This is a genomic window from Hydrogenophaga taeniospiralis CCUG 15921 (assembly GCF_001592305.1).
Taxonomy (GTDB): Bacteria; Pseudomonadota; Gammaproteobacteria; order Burkholderiales; family Burkholderiaceae_C; genus Hydrogenophaga; species Hydrogenophaga taeniospiralis.
The window spans coordinates 446,145-471,493 of record NZ_BCWR01000001.1; the positions used below are offsets into that span (position 1 = coordinate 446,145).

The 25,349-nt window shown below is 68.2% G+C and carries 26 protein-coding genes and 1 tRNA gene; 21 read left to right on the forward strand and 6 right to left on the reverse strand.

Features of this window, described 5'->3' with window-relative positions; all coding sequences use genetic code 11:
- Entirely contained in the window at positions 1-942 is a 942-nt protein-coding gene (ylqF, locus tag HTA01S_RS02035; RefSeq protein WP_068166882.1) for a ribosome biogenesis GTPase YlqF, read from the reverse strand.
- Between the two features lie 117 nt (positions 943-1,059).
- Between ylqF and HTA01S_RS02040 the strand changes: the two genes are divergently transcribed.
- The gene (locus tag HTA01S_RS02040; RefSeq protein WP_068166883.1) at positions 1,060-1,530 is read left to right on the forward strand and encodes an SRPBCC family protein; all 471 of its coding nucleotides are present in this window, start codon (positions 1,060-1,062) and stop codon (positions 1,528-1,530) included.
- A gap of 328 nt (positions 1,531-1,858) precedes the next feature.
- The gene (locus HTA01S_RS02045) at positions 1,859-2,155 is read left to right on the forward strand and encodes a 2Fe-2S iron-sulfur cluster-binding protein (protein ID WP_068166884.1); all 297 of its coding nucleotides are present in this window, start codon (positions 1,859-1,861) and stop codon (positions 2,153-2,155) included.
- A gap of 117 nt (positions 2,156-2,272) precedes the next feature.
- Here the strand turns inward: HTA01S_RS02045 and HTA01S_RS02050 are convergent, their stop codons facing one another.
- The 3 genes from HTA01S_RS02050 to HTA01S_RS02060 form a co-directional block, all read right to left on the reverse strand.
- Positions 2,273-3,160 (reverse strand): dienelactone hydrolase family protein, encoded by an 888-nt coding sequence (locus HTA01S_RS02050; protein WP_068166885.1) that lies wholly within the window; start codon positions 3,158-3,160, stop codon positions 2,273-2,275.
- 127 nt (positions 3,161-3,287) lie between these two features.
- Positions 3,288-4,865 (reverse strand): glutamate--cysteine ligase, encoded by a 1,578-nt coding sequence (gene gshA, locus HTA01S_RS02055; protein ID WP_068166886.1) that lies wholly within the window; start codon positions 4,863-4,865, stop codon positions 3,288-3,290.
- A gap of 33 nt (positions 4,866-4,898) precedes the next feature.
- Positions 4,899-5,903: a tRNA dihydrouridine synthase gene (locus tag HTA01S_RS02060; protein WP_068166887.1), complete on the reverse strand. Its 1,005-nt coding sequence runs from the start codon at positions 5,901-5,903 to the stop codon at positions 4,899-4,901.
- Positions 5,904-6,062: 159 nt separating this feature from the next.
- Between HTA01S_RS02060 and HTA01S_RS02065 the strand changes: the two genes are divergently transcribed.
- The 8 genes from HTA01S_RS02065 (at position 6,063) to HTA01S_RS02100 (ending at position 13,463) form a co-directional block, all read left to right on the forward strand.
- The gene (locus HTA01S_RS02065) at positions 6,063-6,542 is read left to right on the forward strand and encodes a FecR family protein (RefSeq protein ID WP_068166888.1); all 480 of its coding nucleotides are present in this window, start codon (positions 6,063-6,065) and stop codon (positions 6,540-6,542) included.
- A gap of 19 nt (positions 6,543-6,561) precedes the next feature.
- Positions 6,562-7,176: an OmpA family protein gene (locus HTA01S_RS02070; RefSeq protein ID WP_084235774.1), complete on the forward strand. Its 615-nt coding sequence runs from the start codon at positions 6,562-6,564 to the stop codon at positions 7,174-7,176.
- Positions 7,177-7,200: 24 nt separating this feature from the next.
- Positions 7,201-7,689 (forward strand): HugZ family pyridoxamine 5'-phosphate oxidase, encoded by a 489-nt coding sequence (locus tag HTA01S_RS02075; protein ID WP_068166890.1) that lies wholly within the window; start codon positions 7,201-7,203, stop codon positions 7,687-7,689.
- A gap of 56 nt (positions 7,690-7,745) precedes the next feature.
- On the forward strand, positions 7,746-8,360 hold the full coding sequence (locus tag HTA01S_RS02080) for an RluA family pseudouridine synthase (RefSeq protein WP_084235811.1): 615 nt from the start codon (positions 7,746-7,748) through the stop codon (positions 8,358-8,360).
- A 72-nt stretch (positions 8,361-8,432) separates the two neighbouring features.
- Positions 8,433-9,212, forward strand: coding sequence for an SDR family NAD(P)-dependent oxidoreductase (locus HTA01S_RS02085; protein WP_068166892.1), 780 nt, complete (start codon positions 8,433-8,435; stop codon positions 9,210-9,212).
- 141 nt (positions 9,213-9,353) lie between these two features.
- The gene (gene bktB / locus HTA01S_RS02090) at positions 9,354-10,538 is read left to right on the forward strand and encodes a beta-ketothiolase BktB (protein ID WP_068166893.1); all 1,185 of its coding nucleotides are present in this window, start codon (positions 9,354-9,356) and stop codon (positions 10,536-10,538) included.
- A gap of 4 nt (positions 10,539-10,542) precedes the next feature.
- The gene (locus HTA01S_RS02095) at positions 10,543-11,904 is read left to right on the forward strand and encodes an AAA family ATPase (protein ID WP_068166894.1); all 1,362 of its coding nucleotides are present in this window, start codon (positions 10,543-10,545) and stop codon (positions 11,902-11,904) included.
- On the forward strand, positions 11,904-13,463 hold the full coding sequence (locus HTA01S_RS02100) for a VWA domain-containing protein (RefSeq protein ID WP_084235775.1): 1,560 nt from the start codon (positions 11,904-11,906) through the stop codon (positions 13,461-13,463). Before HTA01S_RS02095 ends, HTA01S_RS02100 begins: the two co-directional genes overlap by 1 nt.
- A gap of 1 nt (position 13,464) precedes the next feature.
- Here HTA01S_RS02100 and HTA01S_RS02105 read toward each other — a convergent pair whose 3' ends face one another.
- Positions 13,465-14,205: a 2OG-Fe dioxygenase family protein gene (locus HTA01S_RS02105; RefSeq protein WP_068166895.1), complete on the reverse strand. Its 741-nt coding sequence runs from the start codon at positions 14,203-14,205 to the stop codon at positions 13,465-13,467.
- A 165-nt stretch (positions 14,206-14,370) separates the two neighbouring features.
- On the opposite strand from HTA01S_RS02105, the gene HTA01S_RS02110 reads away from it, so the two are divergent.
- The 10 genes from HTA01S_RS02110 (at position 14,371) to HTA01S_RS02155 (ending at position 24,503) form a co-directional block, all read left to right on the forward strand.
- A complete protein-coding gene (locus HTA01S_RS02110) occupies positions 14,371-14,817 on the forward strand; it encodes a bacteriohemerythrin (protein WP_068166896.1) in 447 nt (148 codons plus the stop codon).
- A gap of 103 nt (positions 14,818-14,920) precedes the next feature.
- Positions 14,921-15,775 (forward strand): DUF2189 domain-containing protein, encoded by an 855-nt coding sequence (locus HTA01S_RS02115; RefSeq protein ID WP_068166897.1) that lies wholly within the window; start codon positions 14,921-14,923, stop codon positions 15,773-15,775.
- Positions 15,776-16,125: 350 nt separating this feature from the next.
- Positions 16,126-17,208, forward strand: coding sequence for an ABC transporter ATP-binding protein (locus HTA01S_RS02120; RefSeq protein ID WP_068166898.1), 1,083 nt, complete (start codon positions 16,126-16,128; stop codon positions 17,206-17,208).
- A 46-nt stretch (positions 17,209-17,254) separates the two neighbouring features.
- Positions 17,255-18,286, forward strand: coding sequence for an ABC transporter substrate-binding protein (locus HTA01S_RS02125; protein WP_068166899.1), 1,032 nt, complete (start codon positions 17,255-17,257; stop codon positions 18,284-18,286).
- Positions 18,286-19,530: an ABC transporter permease gene (locus tag HTA01S_RS02130; RefSeq protein ID WP_068167123.1), complete on the forward strand. Its 1,245-nt coding sequence runs from the start codon at positions 18,286-18,288 to the stop codon at positions 19,528-19,530. Before HTA01S_RS02125 ends, HTA01S_RS02130 begins: the two co-directional genes overlap by 1 nt.
- 13 nt (positions 19,531-19,543) lie before the next feature.
- Positions 19,544-20,362: an ABC transporter permease gene (locus HTA01S_RS02135; RefSeq protein WP_068166900.1), complete on the forward strand. Its 819-nt coding sequence runs from the start codon at positions 19,544-19,546 to the stop codon at positions 20,360-20,362.
- A gap of 22 nt (positions 20,363-20,384) precedes the next feature.
- Positions 20,385-21,233: an isocitrate lyase/PEP mutase family protein gene (locus HTA01S_RS02140; protein WP_068166901.1), complete on the forward strand. Its 849-nt coding sequence runs from the start codon at positions 20,385-20,387 to the stop codon at positions 21,231-21,233.
- Between the two features lie 32 nt (positions 21,234-21,265).
- On the forward strand, positions 21,266-21,871 hold the full coding sequence (locus HTA01S_RS02145) for a GNAT family N-acetyltransferase (RefSeq protein ID WP_068166902.1): 606 nt from the start codon (positions 21,266-21,268) through the stop codon (positions 21,869-21,871).
- Positions 21,872-21,971: 100 nt separating this feature from the next.
- Positions 21,972-22,931 (forward strand): agmatinase, encoded by a 960-nt coding sequence (gene speB, locus HTA01S_RS02150; protein ID WP_068166903.1) that lies wholly within the window; start codon positions 21,972-21,974, stop codon positions 22,929-22,931.
- A 93-nt stretch (positions 22,932-23,024) separates the two neighbouring features.
- The gene (locus HTA01S_RS02155; protein ID WP_068166904.1) at positions 23,025-24,503 is read left to right on the forward strand and encodes an NAD-dependent succinate-semialdehyde dehydrogenase; all 1,479 of its coding nucleotides are present in this window, start codon (positions 23,025-23,027) and stop codon (positions 24,501-24,503) included.
- Positions 24,504-24,657: 154 nt separating this feature from the next.
- On the opposite strand, the gene HTA01S_RS02160 is transcribed toward HTA01S_RS02155, so the two are convergent.
- Positions 24,658-25,119: an RT0821/Lpp0805 family surface protein gene (locus HTA01S_RS02160; RefSeq protein WP_068166905.1), complete on the reverse strand. Its 462-nt coding sequence runs from the start codon at positions 25,117-25,119 to the stop codon at positions 24,658-24,660.
- Positions 25,120-25,254: 135 nt separating this feature from the next.
- On the opposite strand from HTA01S_RS02160, the gene HTA01S_RS02165 reads away from it, so the two are divergent.
- Positions 25,255-25,328 (forward strand) — tRNA-Gly (locus HTA01S_RS02165).
- Positions 25,329-25,349 lie beyond the last annotated feature (21 nt).

The window sequence follows — 25,349 nt, forward strand, 5'->3', positions numbered from 1 at the left end:
TCAACGTTTGTCGGGCTTGGCGGGTTTCTTGTTGCGTTCCTTCTTGCGCGCCTGGCGCTGCGCGTCTGCCTCCCGGCCCGCGTGCAGCCAGCGCAGGAACTGCTCGGGCGTCTCCAGCGTGATGCGGCCCAGAATGCCGCTGCGGAAATCGGCGATCACCAGTTCGGCCGCCTTTTGCCAGTTGATACTGCCGCCCGACCCGATGGCACCGCGCTTGCGCGCGATGGCGGCCATCAGCTCTTCGTCGGGCAGGGCGGCGATGGCCTGCGGCGTCAGGCCCAGCTTGTAGCGCGCGTCGAGCTCGGCGCCGTAGCGGGCCTTGATCTTGTCCAGCAGCTCCAGCGCCACCTCCTGCTCGTCGTAGGCGTTGCGCCCCACGGCGCCACTGGCCGCCAGGTTGAAGCCGCTCTCGGGCACGACGATGCGCGGCCAGAGCATGCCCGGCGTGTCATACAGGTAGAAGCCGTCGGCCAGGACGATGCGCGACTCGGTGCGGGTGATGCCGGCCTCGTCACCGGTCTTGGCCGCGCGTTTGCCTTTGAGCGTGTTGATGAGCGTGGACTTGCCCACGTTGGGAATGCCACAGATCAGCACCCGCATGGGTTTGACCATGCCGCCGCGCAGCGGTGCCAGCTCATGGCAGGCGTCGATGAGGGCACGTGCCGGCGCGGTGACGCTGGCGTCGAGCGCGATCGCGCGGGTGTTGGCCTGGGCGTTGTAGTGCGCCAGCCAGAGCGCGGTGCGCTCGGGGTCGGCCATGTCCTGCTTGTTTACCACCTTGAGCGTGGGCCGCCCGCTGGTGAGCTCGGCCAGCAGCGGATTGGCGCTGGAGCCGGGCAGGCGCGCGTCCAGCATTTCGATCACGACGTCGATCTCCTTCACGCGTTCGGTGATGGCCTTGCGCGTGAGGTGCATGTGCCCGGGGAACCACTGGATGCTCATGGATGGGTGTTCTTTTGGTGAGACGGGGATTGTGCTCTGGGTGGAGCACTCTATCGGCGCTCCGGGGTCGCCATGCCACAATGATTTCCCCCATTCCCACACCCCAAGAGGAGACACATGAGCATCACCGTCAAGATAGATCTGGGTTATGAATTCGACGTCAAGGCCAAGGCCGCCGAGGTGTTCGAGCTGCTCTCGGACGTGCCGGCCTCGGTCAGCCATTTTCCCAAGGTCGAGAAGCTCACCGATCTGGGCGACGGCGTCTACCAGTGGGAGATGGAAAAGGTGGGCACGACGCAAGTCAACATCCAGACCGTGTACGCCAGCAAATACGTCAGTGATAAAACCAAGGGCACGGTGAAGTGGACCCCCGTCAAGGGCGTGGGCAACGCGCTGGTGGGCGGCCACTGGAAGATCGTGGACAACAAGAAGTCCACCGGCCTCACGCTCGCCATTCAGGGCGAGATCGAGGTGCCGCTGCCCGGCCTGATGAAGATGATTGTGGTGCCTGTGGTGCAGGGCGAGTTCGAGAAGCTGGTCGAAAAATACATCGACAACCTGATCCAGCGTTTCGGCGGCGAGGCCTGAGGTTCATCATCCCCTTCGGTGAGTTGTCCAGCGAAACACTGGATAAGTGTGTGCATAACCCGGGGTCAGCCGTGTACGGGGCGCGCAAGTGCTTGTGGCCCTAGGCGCTTCTTCAAACTGCCTGCGCAACGGGCACCCGGGCCAGCGCATTTATCCACTTGTCCAGCGAAACCTTGGACAAGGCTGTGCATAAGTGATGGCAAGTCCTGTACGGTCAAGCTAAGTGCTTGTCGCACAAAGGAGTTCTTCAGATTGCCCATTCAACAGGCAGTGCGTGCAGCATCTTGGAACCGCCCATGAGCCGGCCACTGCATCTGGATTTGTGCACATGAGCAGCCTGCCCCAACCCACCGTCTTCCAGTTGTACCTGCCCGAGACCGGCCAGACCCTGGCCGCCCGCGCCGACGACACGCTGCTGCAGACCCTGCTGCGTGCGGGCGTGGCCTGGCCGGCCTCGTGCCGCAACGGCACCTGCCGCGCCTGCATGGGGCGGCTGGTGCAGGGGCGCGTGCGTTATGCCATCGAATGGCCCGGGCTGCTGCCCGAAGAGAAAGCCACGGGCTGCGTATTGCCCTGCGCGGCCTACCCGCTGGAAGACGTGACGCTCAGCGGCCCCGGCGCCTGAGCCCCCCCCCCACGACGACGCGTGAGACGGTCCCACCCAGGGCACCGCCGGGCCGGTTTTGCCGGACGGCCAGTGCCGCCCCCTTGAGGGGGTCGCGCGCAGCGCGGCGGGGGTGTTTCATTTCAAGCTCTGCTTGAAAAAGCCCAGGGTGCGCTCCCAGGCCAGTTGGGCGGCGTTGGCGTCGTAGCGCGGCGTGGTGTCGTTGTGGAAACCGTGCTGGGTGGCCGGGTAGTGGTGGGCGGTGTAGCGCACGCCTGCGGCCTTGAGCGCGGCTTCGTAGGTGGGCCAGGCGGCGTTGATGCGCTCGTCGATACCAGCGAAGTGGATCAGCAGCGGCGCCTTGACTTTCGCCGCGTCCTCGGCCGGAGGGTGGTTGCCGTAAAACGGCACCGCCGCCGCCAGCTCGGGCAGTTGGGTGGCCAGCATGTGAGCGATGCCACCGCCATAGCAGAAGCCCACCACGCCGATGCGGCCCGTGCAGTCGGGCCGGCCTTTCAGCGCCCCGGCCGCGGCAATGAAGTCCTGCCGGGTCTTGGTCTGATCGAGCTGCGCGAACAGCGCACGCGCCTTGTCTTCGTCGCCCGGGTAGCCGCCCAGCGGCGTGAGCGCGTCGGGCGCAAAGGCCAGATAGCCCTCCAGGGCCAGGCGCCGGGCGATGTCTTCTATGTGGGGATTGAGGCCACGGTTTTCGTGCACCACCAGCACGCCGGGCAGCTTGGCCGTGCCCGTGGCGGGCTTGGCCAGGTAGGCCTTGACGGTGCCGGACCCCGACGGCGAGGGCACGTCCACCATCAGCGTCAGGACACGCTTGTCGTCTTTGGGCACCACCTGGGCGGCCGCGAAATCGGGGCTGAGCGCGGCCAGCAGCCCGGCCGCCGTGACACCGCCCACGGCGAACCGGCTGGCCCGTTCCAGAAAGCCGCGGCGGTCGATGTCGCCATGCACATAAGCGTCAAACAGGATCAGCAGTTCCTGGTCAAAGTCCGCGGCGGTCAAGCGTGCCATGGGGGGCCTCCTTGCAAACGACACCGCAGCTTAGCGCCGGGCACCGCCGCGACGCATACACGCAGGCGAAACGCGGGTTTCAAGGGGTAACCAGCGGGAGCCTGCGCCCCCGTGATACCCCTGCGGCTCAGGCAGCGATTGTGGTGGCGAGCGGCGAAGCGCTGGGCCGACCCAGGCGGGTGGGCGAGGTGTATTCCTGCAGATAGATGTCGAACGGCAGGGTGTCGGCCGCTTCGATCGCGCGCTGGTCCAGCACCGACTGCGCCGCCATGGCTTCATAACGCGCCTGCTGCTTGGCGCTCCAGGGCAGGCCCAGCAGGTGGGCATGGATCTGCTGCGACTGCGTGCGCACGAACGCCACGAAGGAATCGCCGTGCTCGCGGTGCATCGCGGCGAGCACCCGCGCCGAGGGCAGGGTCTGGGGCGCCAGCAGCCCGGCGCGGGCCTGGTTCACCGCTTCGGTGTGGGCGTCGCTGCCCTGGGCCGCGTCGAGCGCGCGCGCGATGGGATCGAGCTGGTCCAGGATCTCGCTGCCCCATTGCACCAGGGGCACGCTCTGGCCCCGTCGCTCCAGGCGCAGGCCGGGCTCGCGTCCGCGCGCGGCGGTGAGGTGCTGGTTGCGCTTGAGTTCGTGGATTTCGTCCGGCGTATCGGGAGGGCTGTCGCTAAGCAGGCAGTGCAGCAGGAACACATCGAGAAAACGCAGGGTAGGCGCGCCGATGCCGATGGGCTCGAACGGGTCGAGGTCCATCAGCCGCACCTCGACGTATTCCACACCGCGTTCGCGCAGCGCGTGCAGCGGGCGTTCGCCGGGGAAGATCACGCGCTTGGGCCGGATCGTGCCGTAGAACTCGTTTTCGATCTGCAGCAGCGTGGTGGCGAGCTGGTTGTATTCACCGCCCGGGTTGCGGATGCCCAGCGCTTCATAGGCGGGCCAGGGCCGGGTGAGCGCGTCGTGCAGCGAGGCCGCGTAACCTTCGAGCCCGTTGTAGCTCACGTCCAGCGTGGCCTGCGCGTCGCTCTGGTAGCCCAGGCGGCCCATGCGCAACGAGGTGCCATAGGGCATGTGCAGGCTGCCGCTGCTGCCCAGGGGCAAGAGTTCGTGCTCGCGGCCTTCGACGAAGGTGGAGCACACCGCGGGCGAGGCGCCAAACAGCGTGAGCAGCAGGAAGGCATGGCGGCGGAAGTTGCGGATCAGCGCGAAGTAGCCGTCGTTGTCCACGCCCGGCAGCGACCAGTTGTAGTGGATGCCTGAAATGGTCTGCATGCGCCGGCCGTAGCGGTGGCCCAGGCCCATGCGGTACACGCTCTTGGCGCGCCCGACGTTGGACGAACCGTAGCGGCCCAGCGGAATGGTCTCGTCGGTGGGCAGGCCGCAGGGCATGCTGGAGGCCCAGAGCATTTCCTCGCCCGAGGTGTCGCCCGCCTTGCGCAGGCTGCGCACGGTGTACTGGTGGATCTCGGTGAGCTCGGCGAGGCACGAGGCCACGCTGTCGTGCACACCGGTGATCAGTTCCAGCTGCGATTCGCTGTAGTCGGTGGTGATGTGCGGATGGGTCAGGGCGCTGCCCAGCGCCGCGGGGTGCGGCGTGAGGGCCAGCCGTCCGTCGGGCTGCGCACGCAGACTTTCCTTTTCGATGCCGCGACGCATGCCGCGCAGGCGCTCAGCCGTGAGGGCATCCAGCCGGGGTGTTACAGAGGTCATACAGGCGTCGTGGTTCGGGTCCGGGGCCGGAAGTTAACACGAGTGCGCCAACTCCGCTGGCAGCGCCGGGATCGGCTCTGTGGTAATAGGCGGGCGGATCTGCGACGCCTGCAGCCAGCTTTCGATGGCGGCGGGTTCGTGCACCAGGCGCAGTTCGTCGAACGCGGCCTGGGCCTGCGGGTAGCGCTGGCGCAGGTAGTTGAGCCACTGCTTGAGCCGCCCGGCGCGGTGGCGGCGCTCCACGCGCACGCTCACCTGTTGCCAGAACGCCAGCAGCAGCGGCGGTATCTGCTGCCAGGGCACACCACCCAGCCCTTTGATGGCCAGCGCCAGGCCCGGGTCGGTCACCATGCCGCGGCCGATCATGAGCGCGTCGCAACCGGTGACGGCGCGGCAGCGTTCGGCATCGGCCACGTTCCAGATGTCGCCGTTGGCGATCACGGTGATGCGCGCGCCCGCGGGCAGCGAGGCCCGCACCTGCGCGATGCGCTCCCAGTAGGCGGGTGGGCGGTAGCCATGCGCCTTGGTGCGCGCGTGGATCACCAGCTCGTCGGCCCCCGCTTCGGCGATGGCGTGCGCGCAGTCCTCGGCCCGGTGGTCGTCGTTGAAGCCCAGGCGCATCTTGGCCGAGACCGGCACCTGGGCCGGCACCGCGCGGCGCACGGCGGCCACGATGCGGCCGATCAGCTCGGGCTCGTCCAGCAGCACCGCGCCGCCCCGGCTCTGGTTCACCGTCTTGGCCGGACAGCCGAAATTGAGGTCCACGCCGAATGGGCTCAGGCCCGCGAGCCGCGCCGCGTTCTCGGCCAGACAGACCGGGTCGGACCCCAACAATTGCGGGCGCACCGGCACGCCCGCGCGGGTGCGCCCGCCATGCAGCAGTTCGGGCACCACCCGCAGGAACGCGCGCTCGGGCAACAGGGTCTGGGTGACGCGGATGAACTCGCTCACGCAGCGGTCGATGCCACCGGTGCGCGTGAGCACGTCGCGCAAGGTCGCGTCGAGCAGGCCTTCCATGGGCGCGAGCAGCAGGGTCATGGGTGGGTGGAGGGTGTGGGCGGCCGTGGGCGGCGGGCTGCCGCGACGGTGCGGGTGGACCCTGGCGATTCTATCGAGACACCCGCTTTCGTGCGTTGGCCGCGGTTGAGCGCCGTCCGGTACCATCGCGGGTTGTTTCGTACACCCCGGAGTTCCCCCATGCGTGCGCCCCTCCCCTTGCTTCTGGCCGCCGTCCTGCTGGCGGTGCTGCCCCAGGCCGGGGCGCAGCAGCAGCCCCCGGCCGTGCTTGCCGACACGAACCGTGTGGGCACCTTCAAACAGGTGGAAGGCGAGATCTGGGTCGGCCCGGCCGAAGCGCGGCGCACGCCTGTGCCCGGAGACGGTCTCCACGAAGCCGAGCGCCTGCGCACCGGCAAGACCGGCGCGGCCACCATCACCCTCAAGGACGGCACCGTGGTGACCATGGGCCCCAACACCCTGGTGGAACTGAGCCGGTTCCAGTACAACCCCACGACCCAGTCGGGCCAGCTCGCGCTGGAGCTGCTGCAGGGTTCGATCCGCGTCGTCACCGGCCTGCTGGCGAAGATCAACCCCGAACTGTTCAAGATCACCACCCCCACCTCGGTGGTGGGCGTGCGCGGCACCGACTTCATCGTGGACGCCCCGGCACAGCCCTGAACCACCCGAGGCCCGACCCATGCCTGACATCCATCCCCTGCCCCGACGATCCACCGCCCTCCTCGCGATGCTGCTGGGCGCCGTGCTGTCGGCCTGCGCGCCGACCACGCGCGTGATCCTGCTGCCCCAGGCCAACGGCACACCCAGTGCGGTGGCGGTGAGCACCGCCCGGGGCGAGCAGGTGATCGACCAGCCCTACCAGGTGGCCAACGTGGGCGCGCGCGGTGCGCTCAGCGTGGACACCACCACGGCCGAGAAGGTGCGCGAGGCCTACCCGCGCCTGATCACGCTGCAGCCGCCGCCGCCCGAGCGCTTCGTGCTGGAATTCGAGCTCGCCACCCCGCAGCTCACCCCCGAGTCGCAGGCGCAGCTGGACCACGTGGTGGCCCGCGCCAAGGCCCGTCCCGGCGGCGAGATCGTGGTGACCGGCCACACCGACCGCCAGGGCCCGCTGGAAGCCAACGACGCGCTCTCGCTGGAGCGCGCCCAGGCCATCCGCGAACAGTTGATCGAGCGTGGCCTGCGGGCCGAGCTCATCGAGGCCGTGGGCCGCGGTGAACGCGAACCGCTGGTGCCCACCGACGACGAGGTGGCCGAGCCCCGCAACCGCCGCGCCGTGATCGACGTGCGCTGAGCACACCCTGACACACCACCACCCATGGCCACCGAACACAGCCTGACCCGCGCCCTGCGTGAGCTGCTGGCCAGCCAGCGCACGGCCGCGCTCGGCACGCTGGACGAACACGGCGCACCTTTTGTTTCCATGGTCCCGTTCGCGGTGGACCCGGTTGATCACAGCCTGGTGATCCACGTCAGCGGTCTGGCCGCGCACAGCCGCAACCTGCAGCGCTCGCCCCGTGTGTCGGTGCTGGTCTGCCAGGCCGAGGTGGCGGGCGAACCGGTGCACGCCTTGCCGCGCGTCACGCTCGACGCCACCGCCCTCGTGGCCGAACCCGGCAGCCCCGAAGCGCTGGCCTGCCGCGCTGTCTATCTGGAACGGTTCCCCGACGCCGAACCCATGACCGCGCTCGGCGACTTCCGCTTCGCGCGCCTGCGCGCCAGCGGCGCACGCCAGGTGGCCGGCTTTGGCGCGGCGCGCAGCCTGGATGCCGCCGAGCTGACGCAGGCCCTCGGCCCCGCGCCCTGACCGACGGCCGCACGGTGGACGACCACGGCCTGAACCTGCTGCACGCCGACGAGGCGATGCTGGTGTTCGACAAGCCCTCGGGCCTGCTGAGCGTGCCCGGGCGCGGCCCGGACAAGCAGGACTGCCTGAGCGCCCGCGCCCAGGCGGTCTGGCCCGACGCCCTGGTGGTGCACCGGCTGGACATGGCCACCTCCGGCATCGTGGTCATGGCGCGCGGCATCGAAGCCCAGCGCACCCTGAGCACCGCGTTCGAAAAGCGCCGCGTGCACAAGCGCTACACGGCGGTGGTGGTCGGCACACTGGACAACCCGCTACCCGACAACGGCTGGAACACCATCGACCTGCCCCTGATCCTGGACTGGCTCGCCCGACCGCGCAGCATCGTGCACCACGAGTTTGGCAAACCCAGCCTCACGCACTGGCGCCTGGCCGCGGCGCCCGCGCCCGGGCCGGACATGACCCGGCTGGACCTCGAACCCGTCACCGGCCGTTCGCACCAGCTGCGCGTGCATCTGCAAGCCATTGGCCACCCCATCGTGGGCGATCCGCTCTACGCCAGCCCGGCCCAGGAGGCGCTGGCCAAGCGCCTGCTGCTGCACGCGCAGGCGCTGGAACTGCCGCACCCGGTCTCGGGGGAGACACTGCGGTTCGAATGTCCCTGTCCGTTCTGAGAGGCTGAGAGTTTTTCGGGCGTGACCGAGCAACGCCCGAAAAACTCTCAGCCTCTGACCCCAGGAGCCGCCATGAACCCAGATACACAACACCTCACCATCCTCACCGGCGCCTCGCGCGGCATGGGTCTGGCCATGGCGCGCCAGTTGCTCACGCCCGGGCGCCTGCTGCTGTGCATTTCGCGCCACGCATCGCCCGCGCTGGAGACCGAAGCCGCGCAACACGGCGCCCACCTGTTGCAGTGGTCGCAGGACCTGGCTGACACCATTGCTGCGGCCGCGCGGCTGCGGCACTGGCTTGAAAGCCAACCAGCTTCTGCGCTGGCCAGCGCCACGCTGATCAACAACGCCGGGGTGATCCCGCGCATCGGCCCGCTCGACGCCTGCCCGCCCGACGAGCTGGCCAACGCGCTGCGCGTGGGGCTGGAGGCGCCGATGCAGCTCACCGCGGCGTTTCTGGCCGCGACCGGCGCCTGGGTGGACGCGGGCTGGCGTGGCCCGCGCAAGGTGCTCAACATCTCCTCGGGACTGGGCCGCTACCCCATGGCCGCCCAGGCGCCCTACTGCGCGGCCAAGGCGGGCATGGACCACTTCACCCGCTGCAGCGCGCTCGACGAGGCCCGGCGCGCGCACGGCGCCAGGCTGGTGTCGCTGGCTCCCGGCGTGATCGACACCGACATGCAGGTGCAGCTGCGCGCGGGCGACCCCAGCGCCTTCCCCGACCGGCAGCGGTTCCTGGAACTGCAAAGCCAGGGGCAACTCGCCGCACCCGAAACCGCCGCCGCGCGCGTGCTCGCCTGGCTGGAGCGCCCGGACTTTGGCGAGCAGCCGGTGGCCGACGTGCGCGACTGAGCCCGGGCGCCCTGGTCGGTGCTGGCGGGGCGTGCCGCCCCTTGGGCCTCGGCGGCGCGGGGGTACGATGTGCTGTTTTCCGCGGCGTGGCCGCCCGGCCCCCAGCGGAACCATCCATCCCTACCTGTCTGGAGACCCCCCATGAGCCGAGAAGTCGTTATCGTCAGCGCCGCCCGCACCGCCATCGGCACCTTTGGTGGCAGCCTGAAAGACGTGCCCCCTACCGAACTCGGCACGCTGGTCGTCAAGGAAACCCTGGCCCGCGCCCAGCTCGACGGCAAAGACGTGGGCCACGTGGTGTTCGGCCACGTGGTCAACACCGAACCCAAGGACATGTACCTCTCGCGCGTGGCCGCCATCAACGGTGGTTGCGCCGAAGGCACGCCCGCCTTCAACGTCAACCGCCTCTGCGGCTCGGGCCTGCAGGCCATCGTCTCGGCCTCGCAATCCATCTTGCTGGGCGACACCGACATCGCCATCGGCGGCGGCGCCGAGTGCATGAGCCGCGCGCCGTTTGCCTCGCTCAACATGCGCTGGGGCGCCCGCATGGGCGACACCAAGATGGTCGACATGATGGTCGGTGCCCTGCACGACCCCTTCCACACCATCCACATGGGCGTGACCGCCGAGAACATCGCCGCCAAGTGGGGCATCAGCCGCGAAGACCAGGACCGGCTGGCCGTGGAAAGCCACAACCGCGCCCAGCGCGCCACCGAAGAAGGCCGCTTCAAGGACCAGATCGTCCCGGTCATGCTCAAGAGCCGCAAGGGTGAAGTGGCCTACGCCACCGACGAGCACTTCCGCCCCAACTGCGGCATGGAAGAGCTGGCCAAACTCAAACCGGTGTTCGTGAAGGACAACGGCACCGTCACCGCCGGCAACGCTTCGGGCATCAACGACGCCGCCGCGGCCGTGGTGCTGATGGAGGCCGCCACCGCCAAGGCCCGCGGCTTGGCACCGCTGGCGCGCCTGGTGGCCTACGCCCACGCCGGCGTGGACCCGAAGTACATGGGCATCGGCCCGGTGCCGGCCTCCAAGCTGGCGCTGCAGAAGGCCGGCCTCACCGTCAACGACCTCGACGTGATCGAAGCCAACGAAGCCTTCGCCGCCCAGGCCTGCGCCGTGTCCAGAGACCTCGGCCTGGACCCGGCCAAGGTCAACCCCAACGGCTCGGGCATTTCGCTCGGCCACCCCATCGGGGCCACCGGCGCGCTGATCACGGTGAAGGCGCTGTACGAACTGCAGCGCATCAACGGCCGCTACGCGCTCGTCACGATGTGCATCGGCGGCGGCCAGGGCATCGCCGCGGTATTCGAAAGGCTGTAAGGCCATGCGCTGGGCAGCATCCATCGCAGAACTCGAACGCGGTCTGTTGCAACGCGACGTGGCTGCCCGTGCGCTGCTGCTGGCGGCGCTGGCGGGCGAACACGTGTTGCTGCTCGGCCCGCCCGGCACGGCCAAGAGCGAGCTTGCGCGCCGCCTGCAGCGCCTGCTGCCCGGCGCGCACTACTTCGAGCGCCTGCTCACCCGCTTCACCGTGCCCGAGGAGTTGTTCGGCCCGCTCTCGCTGCGCGCACTCGAAGACGACCGCTACGAACGCCTGACCGAAGGTTACCTGCCGAGCGCCGAGGTGGCGTTTCTCGACGAGGTGTTCAAGGCCAACTCGGCCATCCTCAACACCCTGCTCGGCCTGCTGCACGAACGCCAGTTCGACAACGGCAGCCAGCGCCTGCCGGTGCCGCTGGTGTGCCTGGTGGGCGCCAGCAACGAGGTGCCGCAGGACGACAGCCTGCACGCGTTCTACGACCGTTTCCTGCTGCGCGTGCCGGTGCAGCCGGTGGACGATCAACACTTCACCGCCCTGCTGCTGGCCGACGCGCCAGACGCGGGCGACGCCCCGGCCGATGCGCTGATCGACCCGGCGGTGGTGGAGGCCCTGCGCGAGCAAGCGCCGCTGGTCCCGTTGGGCGAAGCCGCGCTGGCACTGCTGCTGCAGGCCCGGCAACACGCGAGCCAGAGCGGGCAGACCGTGTCGGACCGGCGCTGGCGCCAGCTGGTGGCGCTGCTGCAACTGCAGGCCGCGAGCCGCCAGGCCAGCGAGGTCGGCCCCTGGGACCTGTGGCTGCTGCCTTTTGTGCTGGCCGCCGACCCGGCGCAGGTGCCCGGCTGGACCGGGTTTTTCCTGCACGGCGTGGCCCGGACCGCACCAATTGCCGTGCAGGGTCTGGAGCGCGCGGTACAGGCGTTCGAACAGCAGCTCGACACAGAGCGCCGCGCCCCGCCCGACGCGCAGGACGACAGTGCGGGCAAGCTGGCGCTGGCGCGTGCCATCAGCCGGCCGGGTGAAGAAAGCGAGATGTTGCGCATCACCAGCGAGCGCGCCCAGCGCCGCTACAGCCCCGTGCACATCGAAGCGCGCGTGGCGCAATGCGATCAGTTGCTGGAGCGGCTGATGGCACTGCACGGCGAATGGCTGGCGGTGGCGCGCGAGGTGTTGGCCCAGGCCCGCGCGCACGACTGGCTGCCCCCCAGCTGGCTGCTGCCGATCGAAGCCGTGCACGCCGAGCGCTGCGGCCACCTGGCCAGCCTGTGCGCGCAGCATCAGTCCACGCGCAACGGCTTTGCGGCCCTGCCGGTGGAGGCCAGTGCCACCGCGCAAGCACCGGCACCGGTGTCCTGGGAATCCCCGTGATGGCGTCGGCAGGCTCGGCCCGGGCGGGCGGGTCGGTCGACCACGCACACCATGCCCCTGCCCGCCCCGGCAGTGTCGAGCAGCCAAACAGCGTTTCCACCGAAAACCACCCGCCGCCCGACCGGCCGTACCACGCGCTGGACGCCCTGCCGCGCGAACTCTGGCGCTGGGCCGTGGTGTGCAGCAGCGGCCACGCGGCACGGCGCATCCCCGAGCTGGCGCAGTGGGCGCGTGCGCTCATGGACGGCGCCCTGCCCGACCCGGCGCACGATTTCGGCGACGCCTCCGCCACGCAGGCGCTGCGCCCGCTGCTGACCGAACTCGATCTGCTCACCCTCACGCGCCAGAGCGCGCCGCTCACCCGGCAACTGCTGCAAAGCCTGATGTGGCATCTGGACAGCCTGATCGACCGGCCCGTTGACGAGCCCCGCGCGCAGGCCATCGCCCGCATGCAGGCCGTGTTTCGCGAGAGCTGGGACCTGCAGCGCAAAGGCTGGGACGAGGCGCTGGCGCTGCTGCAATCGCTGGGCGATCTGGCGCACCTGCGCTGGGACGACCTCGCCGGCCAGCTCAACCGGCGCGAGTGGCGCGAAGCGCGCCGCATCGGCGAGCTGCTGCAGCGCCTGCCGGCGCTGGCGGCGTTCATTGACGGCGTGGGCCGCCGCGCGTTCGAGCCCCGACACCCGCCGGCCCACACCGCCAGGCCCGACCCGGCGCCCGACGCGCAGGCCGCACAGCGCCCCGCCGACGAGGAAGAACGCCGCCCCGAACCCACCGCGGTGGACGGCGTGCGCCGCTCACGGAACCTCGCCCGCATGACCGGCGGCGAAAGCATCAACCTCACCCACCCGGTGCTGCACCGGCTGTGGCGCGCGCGTTTTGCCGAAGCCCAGTTGCTGAGCTACGACGACCGCGCCCGCGAACAATCCCCGCGCCCCCTGCCGCGCCCCGACCCGCAGCCCCAGCGCCGGCAACCGGCGCACGCCGGGCGTGGCCCGTTGATCGTCTGCCTGGACACCTCGGGCTCGATGCGCGGCGCACCGGAAAACGTGGCCAAGGCCTGCGTGCTGCAGGCCCTGCGCAGCGCCCACACCGGCCAGCGCCGCTGCCGGCTGCTGGCCTTTGGCGGCCCCAGCGAGCTGCTGGAGCGCGACCTCACGCTCGACGCCACCGGGCTGGAACACCTGCTCGACCTGATGGGCCAGAGCTTCGACGGCGGCACCGACGTGCAGTCCCCCATCGAACGCGCGATCGAACTGGTGCAGACCGCCGGCTGGCAGGAGGCCGACCTGCTGATCGTGAGCGACGGCGAGTTCGGCGTCACGCCCGCCACGTTGCAGCGCCTGCGCGAGGCCAAGGAACGGCTGGCGCTGCGCGCGCACGGCATCCTGATCGGCGACCGCGAGACCATCGGCCTGATGGAGGTCTGCGACCACCTGTACTGGGTGCGCGAGTGGCGCCGCTACGGCAGCGGCGCCGCCGCGGTGGGCGAGAACTTCTCGCCGGTGCACAGCCGCAGCCTGACCGCGCTATATTTCCCCAATGCAATCAGGCGATGATTCAGTCGCCCTGAAAGCCGCCGCTGCGGTAGGTCAGCACCAGGGTGTCGCGCCAGCCAAAGCCCTCGGCCTGCAGCGGCTGGATCGGCGTGCTTTCATGGATGACGCGCTGATCGTCGAGCAGCAGCAGCGACCAGGGTTCGAGCAGCGTGAAGCGCTGGCCGGCCGGCCCGTTGGCCTCGAACACGCGGCTCTCGCCCCCCTTGATGAGGTGGCGCTCCAGCATGAACACCGCCACCAAGTCCACACCGTCGCGGTGCGCACCTTCCGGTGTGGGCCGGCCGATGCCGTCGGTGGTGTCGATGCGAAAGGCGTGCGCCTCCACGAACCAGGGCTGCTCGCCACGCAGGGCCGAGACCACCGCCCCCACCCGCCCCAGCAGCCGCGGCCACACCGGGCGCGCCACCAGCGCCGGATCCATGGGTTCGAACAGGCGCTGCATGCCGCCGTGCAGGGCGTTGTATTCCAGCGGCTGCCAGTGGGCGCGGTGCGGCGCCTGCTGCACCTGTTCCCCCCGCACCTCGAAACAGCTGTGGCGCCGCCGGCGGTAGTGCCCGCCATCTTTCAGGTAGCCATCGGCCGGCAGGTCATTCCAGCCGCGGTGCAGTTCCTGCAACTCGTCCGGCGTGGCGGGCAGCCACTGCCGCACATCGGCGGCGCTGATCAGGGCAAAGCCCCGGGTTTTCAGGCTTTGATCGAGCCCGGCCAGGGGCACGTAGGGTGGCTGGAATTCGCTGGTCATGGGCTGGCAGTGTAGCGGCCACCTGCCTGTGGGCCGGCCCCGTGGGGCAGGCGTAACAGGCGGTTAATGCCCTACCACCGGCGTGCGCAACTCCTGCGCTGGATCAAATCCACAGCGAGCGGGTGCTGTCAAGCTTTCGACCACGAATTGGATTTGGAGGTCGTCATGAACACTGTTGAATGGTCCGATGCGCTGCTGCTGGATTACGAGCCCATGGACACCGTGCACCGGGAGTTCGTGGACCTGCTGGCGGCGGCGCAGAACGCGTCCGATGCGGCGCTGCCGCAGACCTGGGCCGCCGTCGTTGCCCACACCGTGCGCCACTTTGGCCACGAAGACGAGTGGATGCAACGCACCGGCTTCGCCTCGGCCGACAACCACATCATGCAGCACCGCGTGGTGCTCAACCTGCTGCGCGAAGGCCTGGCCATGGCCCAGGCGGGCCAGATGGACCCGGTGCGCGAGATGGCCGGCGAACTGGCGGCCTGGTTTGCCAAACACACCCAGACGCTGGACGCGGCGCTGGCGCTGCACATGCGCCGTGAGCCCCCGCCGGTGGCGACAGTGCACCGCCCGCGTGGCGGGCGTGGCGCCCACGCGTCCCCCGGCTAAAGCACACCCGCGGCCCGATCCCCACAACCCTCACGGGTATCGGGTAAACCATGTGCGTACCACATGCGGTGGTGGCTATATTGGTCCGAAAAAGGAGACCACCATGGCCGAAGCCATCCACGCTGTCGCATCGCACGACGGCCCGACCGAGCCCGGCACGCCAGAGGCCGCCCCATCGGTGCAGCCCGCCGACACCGGACCACGCGGCCCCTCGGTTTTCGCCCTCAAGCTGGCCGACCTGAGCCCCTCCGATCCGGTGCGCTGGCTGCGCCTGGGCTGGGCCGACTTCCAGCGCTGCCCGCGCATTGGCCTGTTCTATGGCCTGTGCTTCTTCGCCATGGGCCACGCCCTGCTGGCGGTGTTCCAGAACGCGCCCGCCTACGTGCTGGCGCTGAGCGCCGGTTTCCTGCTGATGGGGCCGTTCCTGTGCCTGGGCCTGTACGACGCTAGCAAGGCCATGCAGACCCACGACCACCGGCCTTCGCTGCGCGCGTCCCTGCAGGCGTGGCGGCCGACCAAGGGCACCATGGGCATCTTCGCTGGCGTGCTGCTGATCCTGGAACTGCTCTGGGGCCGGGCCTCGCTGGTGGTGTTTGCCGTCACCTTCAACACCATGCCCTCGACCGAGAAGCTGCTGCCGCAGCTCATCAACCCGGAGAACCTCGGCTTCCTGATCACCTACACCGTCGTCGGCGGCCTCTTCGCCGGCCTGATCTTCGTCACCAGCGTGATCTCGATCCCGATGATCATGGACCGCCAGACCGACGCGATCTCGGCCGGCCTCACCAGCATCCGCGCCTGCCTGCAGAACCCGGGGGTGATGCTGATCTGGGGCGCGCTGATCACGGTGCTGATCGGTCTGGCCATGCTGCCGGTGTTCCTCGGCCTGCTGATCGTGGGCCCGGTGATCGGCCACGCCACCTGGCACGCCTACCGCCACATCGTGCCGCCCCCCTGATCGATGGTCTGAGCGTTCCGTTGTGGTGGGAAGCCGACGCTTGGCCTGGCGCGGCGCCACCGGTTCCCCGCCCAGGAGGCGCCCGCTGTACCGGGCCGTCGTTCAAGCACCTGGCCGCAGACCCGCCACATGCCGCCGGATGGTGGCTGAAATGCGCCGAAACGGGGCCAAAAACAGCCCCCGGATCACCAGCCTGGGGCACCCGTTTTCCGCGGTGCACCATAAGGGTTTTTGTGTACAGGGGTCGGTCGCTGTACAGTGGGTCGGCGCCACAGCACATCTGTATATGTTGACATCGCGTCCCGGGCATTACAGTCGCGCCATCGTCACCTGCGAAAGCGTTTGTCTGCATGGAATCCGCACAAGCCCTCGTCACCTTCACCGGTGTCCAAAAAACCTACGATGGCCACACCCTGGTGGTGCGCGACCTCAACCTGGAGATCCAGAAAGGCGAGTTCCTCTCGCTGCTCGGCCCCTCGGGCTCGGGCAAGACCACCACGCTGATGATGCTGGCCGGCTTCGAGTCGCCCACCTCGGGCGAAATCAGCCTGAACGGCGTACCGATCACCCGCACCCCGCCGCACAAGCGCAACTTCGGCATGGTGTTCCAGAACTACGCGCTGTTCCCGCACATGACGGTGGCCGACAACATTGCCTACCCGCTCACCGTGCGCAAGCTCGACAAGAACGAGGTCGACACCAAGGTCAGGCGTGCGCTCGACATGGTGCAGATGGGCCACATGGGCAGCCGCTTTCCCGGTCAGCTCTCGGGCGGCCAGCAGCAGCGTGTGGCCCTGGCCCGCGCCCTCGTGTTCGACCCGCAACTGGTGCTCATGGACGAACCGCTGGGCGCGCTCGACAAGCAACTGCGCGAACACATGCAGATCGAACTCAAGGCGTTGCACCGCCGCCTGGGCGTCACCTTCGTCTACGTCACGCACGACCAATCGGAAGCTCTCACCATGTCCGACCGCGTGGCGGTGTTCAACGAAGGCGTGATCCAGCAGATCGACGTGGTGGACCGCCTGTATGAAACGCCGGCCAACCGATTCGTGGCCAGCTTCGTGGGCGACAACTCGGTGCTCGATGCGCGCGTGATCCAGAACCACGGCGAGACCTGCGAGGTGCAGCTCGCCGATGGTGTCCACCTGCACGGCGTCAACGTCAACCATGCCCAGGTGGGCGACACCGTGCAGTGCAGCGTGCGCCCCGAGCGCATCGCGCTGGTCGGCACCGAGAGCAGCAGCGGCAACCGCCTGCCGGCCTCCGTCAACGACGTGATCTATTTCGGCGACCACCTGCGCCTGCGCTGCCAGGTGCCCGGACAGCCAGAGCTCAGTGTGAAAGTGCCACTGCAGCACCTGGGTCACATGGCCGCCGGCCAGACCGTCCATCTGCACATCCCGCCCGAGCACCTGCGCATCTACCTCTGACGTTTCTGTTCCCGTTCCCGTTCCTCAACCTCCTGGAGATAAACCCATGAAACTCAAACCCGTTCTGTTGGCGGTGACCGTGATGGCCTGCCTGCCTGCTTTCGCCCAAAGCCAGCTCACCGTGGTGAACTTCGGTGGTGCCAACGGCGCCGCGCAGAAGAAGGCTTATGTCGAGCCCTTCGAAAAGAGCGGCGGCGCCAAGGTGACCATGGTGGAGTACAACGGTGAACAGGCCAAGATCAAGGCCATGGTCGAGGCCAAGAAGGTCACCTGGGACGTGGTCGAAGTCGAGAGCCCGGACCTGAGCCGCGGTTGCGACGAAGGCCTGTTCGAGAAGATGGACTGGGCCAAGGTCGGCAACAAGGCCGACTTCCAGAAAGCCGCCGTGCACGAGTGCGGCGTGGGCACCTTCGTGTGGTCCACCGTGATGGCCTACGACGGCGACAAGCTCAAGACCGCGCCCACCACCTGGGCCGATTTCTGGGACGTGAAGAAATTCCCGGGCAAGCGCGGCATGCGCAAGGGCGCGCGCTACAACCTCGAGTTCGCCCTGATGGCCGACGGCGTCAAGACCGCCGACGTCTACAAGGTGCTGGCCACCAAGGAAGGCGCCGAACGCGCGTTCAAGAAGCTGACCGAACTCAAGCCCAACATCCAGTGGTGGGAAGCCGGTGCGCAGCCGCCCCAGTTCCTGGTCGCCGGTGACGTGGTCATGACCACCGCCTACAACGGCCGCATCGATGCCGCCCAGCGCGAAGGCAAGAACCTCAAGATCACCTGGACCGGCGGCATCTACGACCTGGACTACTGGGTCATGCCCAAGGGCACGCCCAACAAGGACGCCGCCCTGAAGTTCATCGCCCTGGCCAGCTCGCCCGACGCTCAGGCCGAATACGCCAAGAACATCAGCTACGGCCCGACCAACAACAAGGCCCTGACCAAGCTCGACGCCAAGGTGCTGGGCATGCTGCCCACCTCGCCGGCCAACAGCAAGGACGCGCTGCAGTTCGGCATCGGCTTCTGGGCCGACCAGGGTGAAGCCCTGGAGAAGCGCTTCTCCGCCTGGGCAGCGCAATGATGATGGCCGGTGGAACCCTTGATCTGGCAGCCCAACTGGGCCGTGCCGAACGACGCCGCAAGACGCGCGCGTTTGCGTTGACACTGCCCCTGCTGGCATTCCTGCTGGTGTTTTTCCTGGTTCCACTGGCGTCTCTGCTGGTGCGGGCGATCGAGAACCCCGAAGTGGCCGACGTGCTGCCCCGAACCGGGCAGGCGCTGGCCGATTGGGACCGCGACAGCCCGCCCCCTGCTGCGGCCTACGCTGCGGTGCTGACCGACCTGTCGGCCATTGAGGAAACCGCGCAAGCCGGTGTGCTGGCGCGGCGCCTCAACAGCGAAGTGGCCGGTGCCCGCTCACTGGTCATGGGCACCTACCGCGCCCTGCAGGCCGAGGAGACCAAGGGCGAAACCCTGGGTCCCGACCAAGCCAAGGCCAAACTGATCGAATTGGATGCGCGCTGGGAAGAGCTGCCCTACTGGCAGGCCATCGCGAAAAACAGCTCGCGCTGGACGCCCGACTACCTGCTGACCGCGGTCGACCTCAAACGCACCCCGCAGGGCGATATCGTCAAGGTGGGCGAAGGCGAGGCCGCCTTCAGTGACATCCTCGGCCGCACCTTCCAGATGAGCGCGGTCGTCACCTTCTTCTGCCTGCTGCTGGCCTACCCGCTGGCCTATTGGCTCTCGACACTCTCCGCGCGCAAGGCCAACGTGTTGCTGATCCTGGTCTTGCTGCCGTTCTGGACTTCGGTGCTGGTGCGCATCGCCGCCTGGATCGTGCTGTTGCAGAACAACGGACTGGTCAACCGCTTCTTCATGTGGCTGGGCATCACCGACACGCCCATCCCGCTGCTGTTCAACCGCGTGGGCGTGATCATCGCGATGGTGCACATCCTGCTGCCGTTCGCCATCCTGCCGCTGTACAGCGTCATGAAGTCGGTGCCCCAGAACTACCTGCGCGCTGCCATCTCGCTGGGCAGCGCGCCATTCTCGGCCTTCGTGCGCGTCTACCTGCCGCAGACCTACCCCGGCGTGGCCGCTGGCGGCCTGCTGGTCTTCATCACCAGCATCGGCTACTACGTGACCCCCGCCCTGCTCGGCGGCCCGAGCGACCAGATGCTGAGCTACTACGTGGCGCAGTACACCAACGTGGAAGTGAACTGGGGCATGGCCTGCGCGCTGGGTGGTGTGCTGCTGACCACGACGCTGATCCTCTATGCCGTGTACCGCAAGGTATCGAAATCCGAACTGAGTCTGGGCTGATCAGGAAACCATGATGTTCAAACTGCCCGACTTCCCCGCCTACTACACCCTGCTCGACAAGCTCGGCTGGTTTGCCCTGCGCTTCGGCGGCGTAGGTGTGCTGGCCTTCCTGCTGCTGCCGGTGGTGGTGATCATTCCGCTGTCGTTCAGCGACTCCTCGTTCCTCGCCTACCCCATCGAAGGCTGGTCGCTGAAGTGGTACCGCGAGATGTTTGCGTCCGACGACTGGTCGCGCGCCGCGAAGAACAGCTTCATCGTCGCCCCGCTCGCCACGCTGCTGGCCACCACGCTCGGCACGCTGGCGGCCATGGGCCTGGCCCACACCAGGTTCTTCGGCAAGAGCTTCATCACCGGCCTGCTGATCGCGCCCATGGTGGTGCCCATCGTGGTGGTCGCCGTGAGCACCTACCTGTATTTCGCGCGCTGGGGCCTGAACGACTCCTACCTCGGTCTGATCCTGGTGCACGCCGCACTCGGTGCACCCTTCGTGGTGACCACCGTGCTGGCCACGCTGCAGAGCTTCAACCAGAACCTGGTGAAAGCCAGCCTGAGTCTGGGTGCGAGCCCGCTGGAGACCTTCTTCCGCGTCACGCTGCCCGTCATCGCACCGGGCGTGATCTCGGGCGCGCTGTTCGCCTTCGCCACCTCGTTCGACGAGGTGGTGGTCACGCTGTTCCTCGCCGGCCCCGAGCAGGTCACGCTGCCGCGCCAGATGTTCACCGGCATCCGCGAAAACATCTCACCCACCATCGCCGCGGTCGCCACCCTGCTGATCCTGTTCACCACCGCGCTCATGCTGACGCTGGAGTGGCTGCGTGGGCGCCGCAAGTGAAAGGCCCCCCAGGGCAGGATCCATGAACACCGCAGAAAAGGCCACCGCTTTCAGGCACCTGCATGGAAACAGTGGTTGCTTCCTGATGCCCAATGCCTGGGACGCGGGCAGCGCGCGCATCCTGTCCGCCCAGGGCTTTGCGGCGCTGGGCACCACCAGCGCCGGCATCGCGTTTTCGCGCGGGCTTCCGGATGGCGCGCAGGCCATCGGCCGCACCGAGATGATGGACGCGGTGCACCGCATCGCCTCATCGGTGTCGGTGCCGGTCAGCGCCGACCTGGAGGCCGGCTTCGGTACCGGCCCGGACGATGTGGCGCAAACCGTTGCCATGGCCATCCAGGCCGGCGCCGTCGGCGGCAACATTGAGGACGCCAGCCCCGACAGCCCGAGCGGCCTGTACGACCTGGAGCTGGCCGTTGACCGCATTCGCGCGGCCCGCGCCGCGAGCCCCTGGTTCACCCTCACGGCTCGGACGGACGCCTGCCTGACCGGTGGTGCACAGGCCTTGCCTCAAGCCATCGAACGGTGCCAGGCCTTTGTGCAGGCTGGTGCGGATTGCGTCTTTGTGCCGGGCCTGACGACCGCTGCGGACATCGAACGACTGGTCCACGAAGTGGCCGCGCCAGTCAACGTCGTGATGGGACTGGCCTCGTCTTCGTTGACCGTGGCGGACCTGCGCGGCCTGGGCGTGCGGCGCATCAGCGTCGGGGGCAGCCTCGCGCGCGCCTGCCTGGGCCTGGTCCGCCAAGCCTCACTGGCCATGCTGGAACACGGGCGGTTCGACCACGCTGCGCAGCAGATTCCAGACGCCGAGCTCTGTGACTTCTTTGCCCTGGACGACGCCACCGCCAGGCGCCAGGGCCCCTACTGAGCCACCGGCCCGCAACCCTCAAAATCCTCCTCATGACCTTCACCACCGACACCACCCTGACCGGCCAGCACGCCAAGCTGGTGCCCTTACGCCCCGCCCACCACGACGACCTGGTCGAGGCCGTGCGCGACGGCGAGCTCTGGAAGCTCTGGTACACCAGCGTCCCCACGCCCGAGGGCATGGCCGCCGAAATCGAACGCCGTCTGGGCCTGCAGCGAACCGGCAGCATGCTGCCCTTTGCCGTGCTGGATGCGCATGGCAAGGCCGTGGGCATGACCACCTACATGAACATCGACGCCGCCAACCGCCGCGTCGAGATCGGCTCCACCTGGTACCGCAGCGCCGTGCAGCGCAGCCCGCTCAACACCGAATGCAAGCGCCTGCTGCTGACCCATGCCTTCGAGACGCTGGACTGCATCGCGGTGGAGTTCCGCACCCACTTTTTCAACCACCAGAGCCGGCGCGGCATCGAGCGCCTGGGCGCCAAGCTCGACGGCGTGCTGCGTTCGCACCAGATCAACCGCCACCCCGATGCGCAGGGTACGCTGCGCGACACCTGCGTCTACAGCATCCTGGCCGGCGAATGGCCGACGGTGAAGGCGCACCTGGATTTCCAGCTGACGCGGCCCCGAACATGAAGCCCCCCTGCGCCGCTTCGCGTCTTCCCCCCATCGGGGGGACCACGCCAGTGGCCCGGCAAAGCCGGTTCCACGGTGTGTGCTTGTGAAAACATCGCATATGACCCATCCCACCCATTTCAACCAACCCCTCGGCGGCAACACCATGCCGCGCTTCGGCGGCCTGGCCAGCATGATGCGGCTGCCTGTGGCCACATCGGCGGCGGGCCTGAACGCCGGCTTCATCGGCGTGCCCCTCGACACCGGCACCAGCCACCGCCCGGGCGCGCGCTTCGGCCCGCGCCAGATCCGCGCCGAGTCCTGCCTGATCCGCCCCTACAACATGGCCACCGGCGCCGCGCCCTTCGACGCGCTGCAGGTGGCCGACCTGGGCGACGTGGCGATCAACACCTACAACCTGCTGAAATCGGTGGACCTCATCGAGCAGCACTACCGCCCCATCATCGCGGCCGGCTGCATCCCGCTCACGCTCGGTGGCGACCACACCATCGCCCTGCCCATCCTGCGCGCCATGAAGGCGCAACACGGCCCGGTGGCGCTGATCCACGTGGACGCGCACGCCGACGTGAACCCCGACATGTTCGGCGAGGCCATCGCCCACGGCACACCGTTCCGCCGCGCGGTGGAAGAAGGCCTGCTGATCGGCAACAAGGTCTGGCAGATCGGCTTGCGCGGCAGCGGCTATTCGGCCGACGACTTCGACTGGCCGCGCCAGCAGGGTTTCACCGTGGTGCCGGCGCACGAAGTCTGGTGGACCAGCCTGGCACCGTTGATGGCGCAGATCCGCGAAAAGATCGGCCCCGAGACGCCCACCTACCTCAGTTTCGACATCGACGGCATCGACCCAGCCTACGCTGGCGGCACCGGCACGCCCGAGATCGGAGGCCTGACCGTGCCGCAGGCGCTGGAGATTGTGCGCGGCTGCCGCGGACTGAACCTCGTGGGCTGCGACCTGGTCGAGGTCTCACCCGCCTACGACACCAGCGGCAACACCGCCCTGCTGGGCGCCAACCTGCTGTTTGAAATGCTGTGCGTGCTGCCCGGGGTGAAGTACCGCTGAATGCCCACGCACTGGCACGCCATGTCCGCTCGTGCCACAATCATTTAATAAGTTAAATATTTCGTTTATCGTTTCAATTTCTGGAGACACCCCATGGACATGAAGACCTCCCCCCTGGCCCTGCTGAAGGACCCGACCCTGCTGAAGACCGACGCGCTGATCAACGGCGAATGGGTCAAAGGCAGCAGCCGCTTTGACGTGCTCGACCCGGCCACCGGCCAGAAGCTCGCCGACGTGGCCAACCTCGGCCCGGCCGATGCCGAAAAAGCGATTGCCGCCGCCAACGCGGCCTGGGCCGGCTGGAAGGGCAAGACCGCCAAGGAGCGCAGCATCATCCTGCGCAAGTGGTACGACCTGCTGATGGCCAACCAGGACGACCTGGGCCGCATCATGACCGCCGAACAGGGCAAGCCGCTGGCCGAAGCCAAGGGTGAAGTGACCTACGGCGCCAGCTTCGTCGAGTGGTTCGCCGAAGAGGCCAAGCGCGTCAACGGCGAGACCCTGCCGCAGTTCGACAACAACCGCCGCCTGATGGTGCTCAAGCAGCCCATCGGCGTCTGCGCGGCCATCACGCCCTGGAACTTCCCGCTCGCCATGATCACGCGCAAGGTCGCGCCCGCGCTGGCCGCCGGCTGCCCCGTCATCATCAAGCCCGCCGAACTCACGCCGCTGACCGCGCTGGCCGCGGCCGAGCTGGCCATCCGCGCCGGCATCCCGGCCGGTGTGCTCAACATGATCACCGCCGATGCGTCCAACTCCATCGCCGTGGGCAAGGTCATCTGCGCCAGCGACGTGGTGCGCCACATCAGCTTCACCGGCTCCACCGAAGTGGGCCGCATCCTGATGGCGCAGAGCGCGCCGACGGTGAAAAAGATGTCACTGGAACTGGGGGGCAACGCGCCCTTCATCGTGTTCAACGACGCCGACATCGACTCGGCCGTGGAAGGCGCTTTCGCCAGCAAGTACCGCAATGCCGGCCAGACCTGTGTCTGCTCCAACCGTCTCTATGTGCAGGAAGGTGTGTACGACGAGTTCGTCGCCAAGTTCGCCGCCAAGGTGAAGACGGCCAAGGTCGGCAATGGCTTTGAAGACGGCGTGAACCAGGGCCCGCTGATCGAGGAGGCCGCGCTGGAGAAGGTGCAGCGCCACGTGGACGACGCCAAAGCCAAGGGCGGGCGGGTGCTCGTGGGTGGCAACCGCCTGAGCGGTCAGTTCTTCGAGCCCACCGTGGTGGCCGACGCCACCGCCGACATGCTGTGTGCCAAGGAAGAAACTTTCGGCCCGTTTGCGCCGGTGTTCAAGTTCAAGACCGAGCAGGAAGCCGTCGACGCCGCCAACAACACCGAGTTCGGCCTGGCCAGCTACTTCTACAGCCGCGACATCGGCCGCATCTACCGCGTGGCCGAAGCGCTGGAGTACGGCATGGTCGGCATCAACGTCGGCATCCTGGCCACCGAGCACGTGCCCTTCGGCGGCGTGAAGCAGTCCGGCCTGGGCCGCGAGGGCTCGCACCACGGCATGGACGACTACGTCGAGATCAAATACCTCTGCCTGGGCGACATTCAGAAGTGAACCACCCCCTGCGCCGCTGACGCGGCTTCCCCCTCTCTGGCGCCTTCGGCTTGGAGGGGGACAGCGCCTTGGGCCGGCGGAGCCGGACCCTTGGCGCTTCTGGACGGAGGCGCTTGCGTTCGTTGCGATGCGCGCTCCGGAGCCGATCAGCTCATCAGTTCACCACCTGCCAGCTGCCATCGGGTTGCCGGCAGGCCCGGCCATACACGTCGTCGGGCCGACCACCCACCACCGCTCGCATGGTGTATTCGCGGCAGGGTGCCCCGGCCGACTCGTAGGTGCGCGTGGGTGTCACGGTGTACTGGTTGCGCGTGTCGGGGTTGACCCACTGGGTCGGCTGGCCCGTTTGGGAGGTTTCCAGGACGTAGGCCGTGCGCCGGCGGTCGTTGTCGTCCATGGATCGCCCGACGTTGGCACCGATGTTGGCGCCGATCAGGGCACCCACGATCGTGGCCGCCGTGCGCCCCCGCCCTCCGCCCACCTGCGACCCCAGGGCGCCACCGAGCACGCCGCCAATGACCGTACCACCGGTTTCTTTCGGGCCCCCCGTTGCACCGCATCCGGCGAGTGCCGCAGCGAGCGCGCCAACGAGGACCATTTGTGCAGGGAAACGCATATGCAACTCCTTGAAAGATGTGTCAGAAGGCCATTCACATGACCGTTTCCGGGGGGTGTGAGACCCCCGATACGAGGCCATGCGCCACGCGTGCGCCCTATGCAGCATCGGTGGGTTATCATCCGACACGTTTTTGCGGGTGTAGTTCAATGGCAGAACGGCAGCTTCCCAAGCTTCATACGAGGGTTCGATTCCCTTCACCCGCTCCAGAACAACGAAACGAGGCCCCC

What these genes read in the sequence shown, in the direction of transcription:
- HTA01S_RS02105 (WP_068166895.1), bottom strand. Translation starts at nt 14,205, where the DNA reads ATGACCAGCGAATTCCAGCCACCCTACGTGCCCCTGGCCGGGCTCGAT.
- HTA01S_RS02115 (WP_068166897.1), top strand. Translation starts at nt 14,921, where the DNA reads ATGGCCGAAGCCATCCACGCTGTCGCATCGCACGACGGCCCGACCGAG.
- HTA01S_RS02140 (WP_068166901.1), top strand. Translation starts at nt 20,385, where the DNA reads ATGAACACCGCAGAAAAGGCCACCGCTTTCAGGCACCTGCATGGAAAC.
- speB (WP_068166903.1), top strand. Translation starts at nt 21,972, where the DNA reads ATGACCCATCCCACCCATTTCAACCAACCCCTCGGCGGCAACACCATG.
- HTA01S_RS02045 (WP_068166884.1), top strand. Translation starts at nt 1,859, where the DNA reads ATGAGCAGCCTGCCCCAACCCACCGTCTTCCAGTTGTACCTGCCCGAG.
- HTA01S_RS02050 (WP_068166885.1), bottom strand. Translation starts at nt 3,160, where the DNA reads ATGGCACGCTTGACCGCCGCGGACTTTGACCAGGAACTGCTGATCCTG.
- HTA01S_RS02145 (WP_068166902.1), top strand. Translation starts at nt 21,266, where the DNA reads ATGACCTTCACCACCGACACCACCCTGACCGGCCAGCACGCCAAGCTG.
- HTA01S_RS02110 (WP_068166896.1), top strand. Translation starts at nt 14,371, where the DNA reads ATGAACACTGTTGAATGGTCCGATGCGCTGCTGCTGGATTACGAGCCC.
- HTA01S_RS02095 (WP_068166894.1), top strand. Translation starts at nt 10,543, where the DNA reads ATGCGCTGGGCAGCATCCATCGCAGAACTCGAACGCGGTCTGTTGCAA.
- HTA01S_RS02085 (WP_068166892.1), top strand. Translation starts at nt 8,433, where the DNA reads ATGAACCCAGATACACAACACCTCACCATCCTCACCGGCGCCTCGCGC.
- HTA01S_RS02060 (WP_068166887.1), bottom strand. Translation starts at nt 5,903, where the DNA reads ATGACCCTGCTGCTCGCGCCCATGGAAGGCCTGCTCGACGCGACCTTG.
- HTA01S_RS02100 (WP_084235775.1), top strand. Translation starts at nt 11,904, where the DNA reads ATGGCGTCGGCAGGCTCGGCCCGGGCGGGCGGGTCGGTCGACCACGCA.
- HTA01S_RS02130 (WP_068167123.1), top strand. Translation starts at nt 18,286, where the DNA reads ATGATGGCCGGTGGAACCCTTGATCTGGCAGCCCAACTGGGCCGTGCC.
- HTA01S_RS02070 (WP_084235774.1), top strand. Translation starts at nt 6,562, where the DNA reads ATGCCTGACATCCATCCCCTGCCCCGACGATCCACCGCCCTCCTCGCG.
- gshA (WP_068166886.1), bottom strand. Translation starts at nt 4,865, where the DNA reads ATGACCTCTGTAACACCCCGGCTGGATGCCCTCACGGCTGAGCGCCTG.
- HTA01S_RS02155 (WP_068166904.1), top strand. Translation starts at nt 23,025, where the DNA reads ATGGACATGAAGACCTCCCCCCTGGCCCTGCTGAAGGACCCGACCCTG.
- bktB (WP_068166893.1), top strand. Translation starts at nt 9,354, where the DNA reads ATGAGCCGAGAAGTCGTTATCGTCAGCGCCGCCCGCACCGCCATCGGC.
- HTA01S_RS02160 (WP_068166905.1), bottom strand. Translation starts at nt 25,119, where the DNA reads ATGCGTTTCCCTGCACAAATGGTCCTCGTTGGCGCGCTCGCTGCGGCA.
- HTA01S_RS02065 (WP_068166888.1), top strand. Translation starts at nt 6,063, where the DNA reads ATGCGTGCGCCCCTCCCCTTGCTTCTGGCCGCCGTCCTGCTGGCGGTG.
- HTA01S_RS02120 (WP_068166898.1), top strand. Translation starts at nt 16,126, where the DNA reads ATGGAATCCGCACAAGCCCTCGTCACCTTCACCGGTGTCCAAAAAACC.
- HTA01S_RS02075 (WP_068166890.1), top strand. Translation starts at nt 7,201, where the DNA reads ATGGCCACCGAACACAGCCTGACCCGCGCCCTGCGTGAGCTGCTGGCC.
- HTA01S_RS02040 (WP_068166883.1), top strand. Translation starts at nt 1,060, where the DNA reads ATGAGCATCACCGTCAAGATAGATCTGGGTTATGAATTCGACGTCAAG.
- ylqF (WP_068166882.1), bottom strand. Translation starts at nt 942, where the DNA reads ATGAGCATCCAGTGGTTCCCCGGGCACATGCACCTCACGCGCAAGGCC.
- HTA01S_RS02080 (WP_084235811.1), top strand. Translation starts at nt 7,746, where the DNA reads ATGCTGGTGTTCGACAAGCCCTCGGGCCTGCTGAGCGTGCCCGGGCGC.
- HTA01S_RS02125 (WP_068166899.1), top strand. Translation starts at nt 17,255, where the DNA reads ATGAAACTCAAACCCGTTCTGTTGGCGGTGACCGTGATGGCCTGCCTG.
- HTA01S_RS02135 (WP_068166900.1), top strand. Translation starts at nt 19,544, where the DNA reads ATGTTCAAACTGCCCGACTTCCCCGCCTACTACACCCTGCTCGACAAG.